Origin of the sequence: Micromonospora sp. ATA51 (genome assembly GCF_016802855.1) — a bacterium.
GTDB lineage: Bacteria > Actinomycetota > Actinomycetes > Mycobacteriales > Micromonosporaceae > Micromonospora > Micromonospora sicca.
The window spans coordinates 1-7104 of sequence record NZ_JAEVHJ010000330.1; the positions used below are offsets into that span (position 1 = coordinate 1).

The following is a 7104-nucleotide window of genomic DNA, read 5'->3' on the forward strand; positions in this document are numbered from 1 at the left end:
AGGGCGCCGACGCGGCCGGCGTGCGCTCTCCTACGCCGCGGGTCCTGGGCCGCGTGACCCGGCCGGCTGCGGGCCCACCACCCCAACCATCAATGGTCTGTCGTTCTGCGGCGCCGTCCGGGCTTCCCGCTCTTCGCGCCAGCCGCCGGGCGTCAGGCGTGACGGCCGCAGAGCGGCAGCGGCAGCGGCCGGCGCGCGCCCAGGCGGCGGCGCGTGCGGCCCGTTGCGGGCCGCCTTGAACCCGTACAGAAAGCTGGCACAACGTGCCGGCGGACAGCCGGCGGCCGGCCGGGATTCTGTGTGGATCGGACCGGGGGGGTAGCTGCCCGCGACATGTCACGATGGTGCGCCTGGTGGCGACGGTGGTTCGGCTGGATGTGCTCGAGCGCGAGTGGCGTCGGAGATGGCGACCCCGGCGAGGACTGCGGTGGCGGCGAGGGCGACCAGCAGCGGCGGCAGGAGGAGCATCGCCGGTGTCAGGGCGGCCAGCACGACCAGGCCGATCGGCCGATCCCGGGATACGCGGGCGAAGACCGCGTACTCGAAGCCGGCACGCCCGGCGAGGAAGAGCGCGGGTCCGCCGAGGATGACGGCGATCCAGGCCGGTTGCGTATGTCCGAACGGGTGGGTGATGACGAGTTCGTCGCCGACGGCGGTGACGACGATGCCGGCCACCATGACCAGGTGGGCGTATGACGTCGATCCGGCAAGGCGGGCCGGTTCGGGGGCCGCTTTGATGGCTACGGCCGCCAGTTCCCCGGCGCGGTAGATGTAGATCCGCCACAGCAGCACGGTGGTGGCAATCGCCACGAGGAACGCGGCGGTCCGGTCGGGCGTGAAGGCGGTGCCGCGAAGCGCCAGTCCGGTGACCAGGATCAACTCGCCGAGCGCGATGATGTAGAACTGCCGGTAGCGCTCGGACAGGTGTTCGGCCACGGTCGGCAAATCCGACGGGGGCGTGCGGCCGATGCCCGGCGTGGGGTAGTAAAACGCGTATGCGGCGTAGTCCAGGGCCACCGCGAGTGTCCACAGCGCCACACGCGCCGTCCCATGCGAGAGCGCCCCGGCGATCCACGGCACCGCGGCCACGCCGTACCAGAACAGTATCCGCCCCGAGGTGCGCCGCGGTGCGTGGCCCCGCAGGGCGATCACAAGGAAGATGTTGGTGCCGATGAATAGGGCGACGAATACCCCTGCGAAGACCAGGCCTTGCCTGCCGAACGCGTCGGGCAGCGCGATCGCGATCACCAGGCTGCCCACCAAAGTCGCGATGACCAGCAGCTGTATCGCCGGTTGTTGCGGGTCGAACCTGTCGGTTATCCACGCCGTGTTGAACCAGACCCGCCATACTGTCAGCAGCAGCAACAGCGTCTGGAAGGCGCCGCTCCAGGTGAGATCCTGGATCAGCGCTTGCGAGAGTTGGGTGAGCGCGAAGACAAACGCCAGGTCGAAGAACAGTTCCAGGAACGTTGCCATCTGCGGATCCCCAGGCATGCGCAGCAGCTCGCCCGCCCTGTTCGTCGTCATCGGCTCGCCCGTTCTGTCGCCTTCGTGGCAGCGTTGAAGCAGTCGTACCACGCTGCCGCGCCTCCCGGTGCCGACAAGACGATGCCCAGGGTTCTCGCAACGAGTGATGAGCTGACGCGGCGTGGCGGGTGGCCAAGCAGTTTGGGTGAGTCTGAATCGAGAGTCATGCCCGCTCAGGGCCCCGGTAAAGTCGTCAGGTGATGCCGAGTAGGGCCAGGGGCCGGGTGCTGTCGCGGGCGTGATGTCGGTTGGCGGCGGCGATGTTGGCGATTCCGGCGGTGCGGAGGGCGCCGATGGCGGCGTTGCGTAGGGCGGCCATGACCTCGGGCCCGGTTCCGGTGCGAATCTGGCAGCGGTCTTCGTCGTAGGTGACGTCCCGCACCCAGTGGATCTTGTTTTCGATGGTGCCCCTGCCGAAAACCCCATCCGCCCTGGTGAGGACCGGTGCGTGGGTGTCGGAGCCGTTGGCCCGGTCGCTGGGCGCTGAGCCTGGGCGTAGCTGGTGATCGATGCGGCATGGGCTGCCGTGCTGCTGCGACTGGCGTACCTGGGCATGACGAACGCGTTCGCGGTGCTGCGACTGCTGCCGATGAGCGACTGAGACAAGGACGTGGAGATCCTTGCCCTGCGCCATCAGATCACGGTGCTGGAGCGCCAACTGGGCAAGGATAAGGTGCGCTTCGACGCCCAGGTGCGCCTGGCCGACGTCGCCGACGTGAGGGTCGTGGCGAAGCCGGAGGTCATCACCCACGACCAGGTCTCCCGCAGCATGGACGTCGTCGCGAACGTGCGCGGGCGTGGTCTGGGCACCGTCACGAGTGAGGTCACGGATCGGCTCGCGCAGGTGACCTTCCCCCGTGAGCACCATCTGGAAGTGCTCGGAGAGGCCCAGGCGAAGGCAACGTCCGACTTCCGCGTCTGGACCTTCGTGATCGGCGCCGTGATCCTGATCTTTCTCCTGCTGCAGGCCGGTTTCGGTAGCTGGCGGGTGGCATCGCTGTACTTCCTGCTCCTACCGACGGCACTGGCGGGCGGGCTGCTGCTGGCGGCTCTCGACCGGTCGGCCGTCTCGGTGGTCGCGCTGCTGGGGCTGCTCACCGTGCTGGCGATGGCCGTACGGGGCGGCACCCTGCAAATTAGGCGGTACCAGCGGCTGGCCGACGAGGGTTACCCCCACGGTGCCGAGCTGGTCGAGCTCGGGTCGCGGCAGCAGGTCATCCCGGCCGTGACGGGCATGCTGGCGGCGGGGTTGGCGGTGGTCCCGATGGTGGTCTACGGCAGCGTCTCCGGCCTCGAGATCGTGAGCCCGCTCGCCCTGATCATCCTTGGTGGCCTGGTCACGACGGCGCTGTTGAACCTGCTCGTGCTGCCCGTGCTGTACCTGCGGTTTGCCGTCCGAGCGCAATCACTGGAGCCGTCCGGACCGGTGCCCGCGCACAGGCCGCGCCGCGCTTGTCGGGCCGGAAAGCTGGTCGACCCCGGCTCCGGCCTGAGCGGATTCAGGAAGGTCCCATGCACAGACAGGTAGGCGACGACACAGTGGTCGGTGGACGGCAGCGATCCTGCTCACGTTGGCCTCGGCGGCAGCTTGCAACGCGCCCGCCTCGACCACCGCAGCAGGCTCGCTGCCGGTTGCCATCGTCGTTCCGGTCGTGCTCGGTCTGGTGGCCGCAGGTGCCAGATACCGCATTCGGCGCATGGGTTGACGGGAGGAACTCACACTCGAATTCAGAGTTGCCGACGAACAGCTGAGGGCGCCCGACCCAGACCTGCGGTACGTCGTCAACGCGGCCGTGCAGCACGAAGCGTGACGCTCGCCGCCGCGCGGACCATCGAGCCGGTCAGGCGAAGTCGGTGAGCTTCGGCAGGAGCCGCTCGCCGACCTGCTCGGTGAACTCGACCGGGTGCCGGTCCGGGGTCACCTGGACCTCGGTCACACCGAGTGCGGCGTACTCCTGAGCAGCGGCGAGGAAGGCATCCGGCTCGTCCAGGGGCGGCACCCGCATCACGACGGTCTTTTCGATGCTGTCGTAGTCACGCCCCTCGGCCTCGCAGTGCGACCGGAGCACGTCGAGCTTGTGGCGCAACTCGTCCGTACCGAAAAGGTTGCACGAGTCGGCGTACCGGGCGACCAGGAGGAGAGTCTTCTTCTCCCCGCCGCCGCCGATCATGATCGGCGGGCGGGGCCGACGGATCGGGGCCGGGACGCTGAGGGTCTCGGCCAACCGGTAGTGCCGGCCCTCGAAGGGACCGTTGTTCTCACTCCACATCTGCAGACAGATCTGCAGCGTCTCCTCGAGCCGCTCGAACCTCTCGCCCACGGGCACCACCGGCACGCCCAGACCACGCTGTTCCCGCTCGTACCAGGAGGCGCCGATGCCCATTCGGGCACGACCGCCGGGGAGCACGTCCAGGGTGGTGACGATCTTCGCCAGCAGCCCCGGGTACCGGTACATCAAGCCGGTGACCAGCACACCGAGCGTCATCCGCTCCGTCTGACCGGCGACGAAGCCGAGCGTGGTGTACGCCTCCAGCATCGGCTCGTCGGCCGGTGCCACGGCCTCCATCTGGAAGTAGTGGTCCATCACGTGAACGAGGCGAAGCCGGCATCATCGGCGATCCGCACGGTCCGGGCCAGGGTGGGTGTGATCAGGTCCGGCTCCGGCGGGGTGGTGAAGCTCCAGTAGTGCCCCCGCCGTGAGCGTCACCTCGTGCAGGAAACCGTCCCAGCACCGCGGCTCGGGCGACCGGATCTCCGGCGCGGCCCTGGGTAGGTTCGCCGCGCAGACTGTCACAACCCGGGAAGCCGTCTTGTCGTTCCTCTAGACAGTCGCTGTTTGGAGGAATAGATGAGCGCTGAACACACACACCTGCCCCCAGGCGTTGAGGTGATCACGACCCTGCCGGAGGCGACGTCCCGGATCCCGGCTGGCGCCGAGGCCAGGACCATCCGGGTCACCCTGTCGCCCGGTGACCCCGGCGCACCGCCGCACCGGCACCCCGGGCCGCTCTTCGGCTACGTGACCCAGGGCGAGATCCTCTTCGAACTGGAGGGGCAACCGCGGGTGCTCAAGGCCGGTGACGCCCTGTTCGAGCCCGGGGGCGACGTGATCCACTACCAGGGCGCCAACAACCTTCCGGACGCGCAGTCGCAGCTGGTGGTGACCATGTTCGCGCCGCCGGGTACCCCGGTTCTGACCGTGGTCAGCGCGGAGGAGCTGGCCGCACGCCGACACCTACGAGTTACCCAGCCATGATGACCACCAGTATCCCGGATCTCTCACGCCTCAGGGGCCTTGATCAACACTTAGCGAGAGACCGAGGCTAATCCTTGGGCCGGCGGCGGATGGACCTTCGCCGGGCGTCATGAGCGTTCTGCCCGGCGGGCAACTACTTGGGCGGTAGGGCCACGCATCGACCCGGCGACGTCGGCAACGCACTGATGCCGATTACGGCTGCTCGAGAATCCCATAAGTGCAGTTCGACCGCCGGCTCGCGGAGGCCGTCAGCCGCGTCGACGTCGACAACAAGGGACTCACCGCGATGCGGACCCGCTTGATCGAACTCCAGACGGAGAAGGCCAAGCTCTGCGTGTCGTTGACCTTGGCGACCGCGCCGAGCAGTTCAAAGTCCTGATCCGGGACCGGGCCGGGCAGTTCACGGCCGGCTTTGACGCCGTGCTGGCCGACGCTGGCATCACCGTATGCAAGATCCCACCGCGCAGCCCCCGAGCGAACGCCTATGCCGAACGGTTCGTCCTCACCGCCCGCAACGAGGTCACCGACCGCATGCTCGTCTTCGGTGAGCGACATCTACGCCGAACACTCGATGAATACGCCCGCCACTACAACAACCGACGTCCGCACCGCGCGCTGGCGCTGCAGCCTCCACAATCCGACCGCCCCATCATTGACCTGACCCACGAACGGATCAAGCGCCGCCCGATCCTCGGCGGGCTGATCAACGAGTACGAACGAGCCGCGTAGAAGGCCAGGTCACCATCGGCTCAGGGTTTTGGAACCCCACGGGCCAAACTGCGCCGCTGCCCCCGCCGCGCGACTGCAATCGTGTAGGCCATCCTCGTCCTGCACTGCGTCGAGAGGAGTCGCTACTCAGGGTGAAAACCGCTCAGTCCGGTGCCGAGCAACGCCTTCACCGAGTTCGAGACGTCCCTTCCCACGGTCGCCTGGTACGACGCCCCGAAACGCCTACGCATCCGATGGGAGCGCCGCGACGACATCCAATGAGGCCTTCCTCGCCCTCGCCACCTGCATCAAGTACCGGCATGTCGCGCGACTTCGTTAGGACCATCAAGACGCGCCACCCCGATACATCTGTCGGCCATGCCATAAAAGGCGTAGCGCTTCCCGCCCACCTCCTCCATGGCGGTGGGAAAGACGACGTTGTCGACGGTGCCGAGACGCTCCGCCGGCGTTTCCGGCACGAGGAGCGGCTGCGGTGTACGGGCCAGGACCTGTGTCACGTCGTCGGGGTTGAGTAGCATTGCTCCAGCCGCGTACCTGACCTTGGTCTGCGGCTCCCACCCGGAGGTGAGCTCTCCACTGACGCCGTGGTGGATCAGCAGCCAGCCCTCGTCCACCCGAATCGGCGGCGGCCCGGCCCCGATCTTGAGCGATTCGTAGTCATAGGCGGGAAGTGCCACCAGGCGGTGCTGCCGTAACGCGACCAGGGCGGCCAGCTCCCGATCCACGGCCTCGGCCGCGGCGAACGACACCCAGATGCCAGGGCGCTCGTCGGTGACGTTGGCGGGCAGATGCGTCCCCTCGCCATCCCGGATCCAGGACAGGTCCCACATGGGGCGGTGCAGGAAGGCGTAGCTCGGGGTGCCGTCGGGGGCCGCGACGGGCTCCGGGAACAGCACCACGTCCTTGTTCGGGAACAGGTTGAGGTCGGTGTTCAAGTCCGACTGGTACGCGAAATGCATCGGACCGAGCCGCTGCCAGTGGACCAGGTCCTCGGAGACCGCCAGGGCGGGCCGAGGCCCGAGAGGGCCCAGAGCCACGTACGTCATCACGTGCCGGCCCAGCCGCGGCACCCAGGTGATCCGAGGATCTTCCACGCCCGAACCGGTCTTGCCACGCTCCCAGCCCTCGTCCGGTGCGAGCACCACGCCTCGGCGGCGGACCCCTACCGGTATGCCGTCGTCGAGCATCACCTCGGCCAGGCCGACCCGAGACATGTTGCCCTTCGCGACCAGCCGCGGCAGCAAATGCAGCCGCCCGTCCGGGGTACGTCCGGCGGCCGGGTTGAGCACACCCTCCCGCTCGTACGGCTCGGACGGCTCCGGCGTCATCACCGTGCCGAGCCGGGTAAGCGTGTACGGAACGGTGCTCATCGGGTCACCGTCCACTCGCGGGTCAGCGGAATCCGCACCTGTTGCCCGGCGGCCACGTCGTAGACGTAGCCCTTCGTGAAGTCTGCCGGGTCACGGTAGCGGCGGACGGTGGTGGCGTCGCCGATGTCGAGCACCAGTCGGGTGTCGTCGTCCAAATGGGCGGCCACGATTTGATAGCTGGCGTTACGCTCGCCGTCGTTGTCGACGTAGATGTAGATGTA

9 protein-coding genes are annotated in these 7104 nt (G+C 68.1%); 4 read left to right on the forward strand and 5 right to left on the reverse strand.

Annotation, left to right across the window (positions count from 1 at the left end; translation table 11 throughout):
- Positions 1-336: 336 nt before the first annotated feature.
- Both JNW87_RS31895 and JNW87_RS31900 read right to left on the reverse strand, forming a co-directional pair.
- Positions 337-1476, reverse strand: a complete 1140-nt coding sequence (locus JNW87_RS31895) for a low temperature requirement protein A (protein ID WP_236648513.1) — start codon at positions 1474-1476, stop codon at positions 337-339.
- A 244-nt stretch (positions 1477-1720) separates the two neighbouring features.
- Positions 1721-1909 (reverse strand): hypothetical protein, encoded by a 189-nt coding sequence (locus JNW87_RS31900; RefSeq protein ID WP_236648512.1) that lies wholly within the window; start codon positions 1907-1909, stop codon positions 1721-1723.
- Between the two features lie 228 nt (positions 1910-2137).
- Here JNW87_RS31900 and JNW87_RS31905 point away from each other — a divergent pair, with 228 nt between their 5' ends.
- Positions 2138-3055, forward strand: a complete 918-nt coding sequence (locus JNW87_RS31905; RefSeq protein WP_109805431.1) for an efflux RND transporter permease subunit — start codon at positions 2138-2140, stop codon at positions 3053-3055.
- A gap of 313 nt (positions 3056-3368) precedes the next feature.
- Here the strand turns inward: JNW87_RS31905 and JNW87_RS31910 are convergent, their stop codons facing one another.
- Positions 3369-4112, reverse strand: a complete 744-nt coding sequence (locus tag JNW87_RS31910) for a TIGR03560 family F420-dependent LLM class oxidoreductase (protein WP_109805430.1) — start codon at positions 4110-4112, stop codon at positions 3369-3371.
- Positions 4113-4376: 264 nt separating this feature from the next.
- Between JNW87_RS31910 and JNW87_RS31915 the strand changes: the two genes are divergently transcribed.
- The 3 genes from JNW87_RS31915 (at position 4377) to JNW87_RS31925 (ending at position 5513) form a co-directional block, all read left to right on the forward strand.
- Positions 4377-4784, forward strand: a complete 408-nt coding sequence (locus tag JNW87_RS31915; protein ID WP_238454953.1) for a cupin domain-containing protein — start codon at positions 4377-4379, stop codon at positions 4782-4784.
- 217 nt (positions 4785-5001) lie between these two features.
- Positions 5002-5163: a hypothetical protein gene (locus JNW87_RS31920; RefSeq protein ID WP_161557999.1), complete on the forward strand. Its 162-nt coding sequence runs from the start codon at positions 5002-5004 to the stop codon at positions 5161-5163.
- Between the two features lie 41 nt (positions 5164-5204).
- Entirely contained in the window at positions 5205-5513 is a 309-nt protein-coding gene (locus tag JNW87_RS31925) for a transposase (protein ID WP_236648511.1), read from the forward strand.
- A 287-nt stretch (positions 5514-5800) separates the two neighbouring features.
- Here the strand turns inward: JNW87_RS31925 and JNW87_RS31930 are convergent, their stop codons facing one another.
- The gene (locus tag JNW87_RS31930; protein WP_109805444.1) at positions 5801-6883 is read right to left on the reverse strand and encodes a glycosidase; all 1083 of its coding nucleotides are present in this window, start codon (positions 6881-6883) and stop codon (positions 5801-5803) included.
- Positions 6880-7104 (reverse strand): hypothetical protein (locus tag JNW87_RS31935; protein WP_238454954.1); only part of this gene is annotated, 225 nt, incomplete at its 5' end. The genes JNW87_RS31935 and JNW87_RS31930, both read right to left, overlap by 4 nt.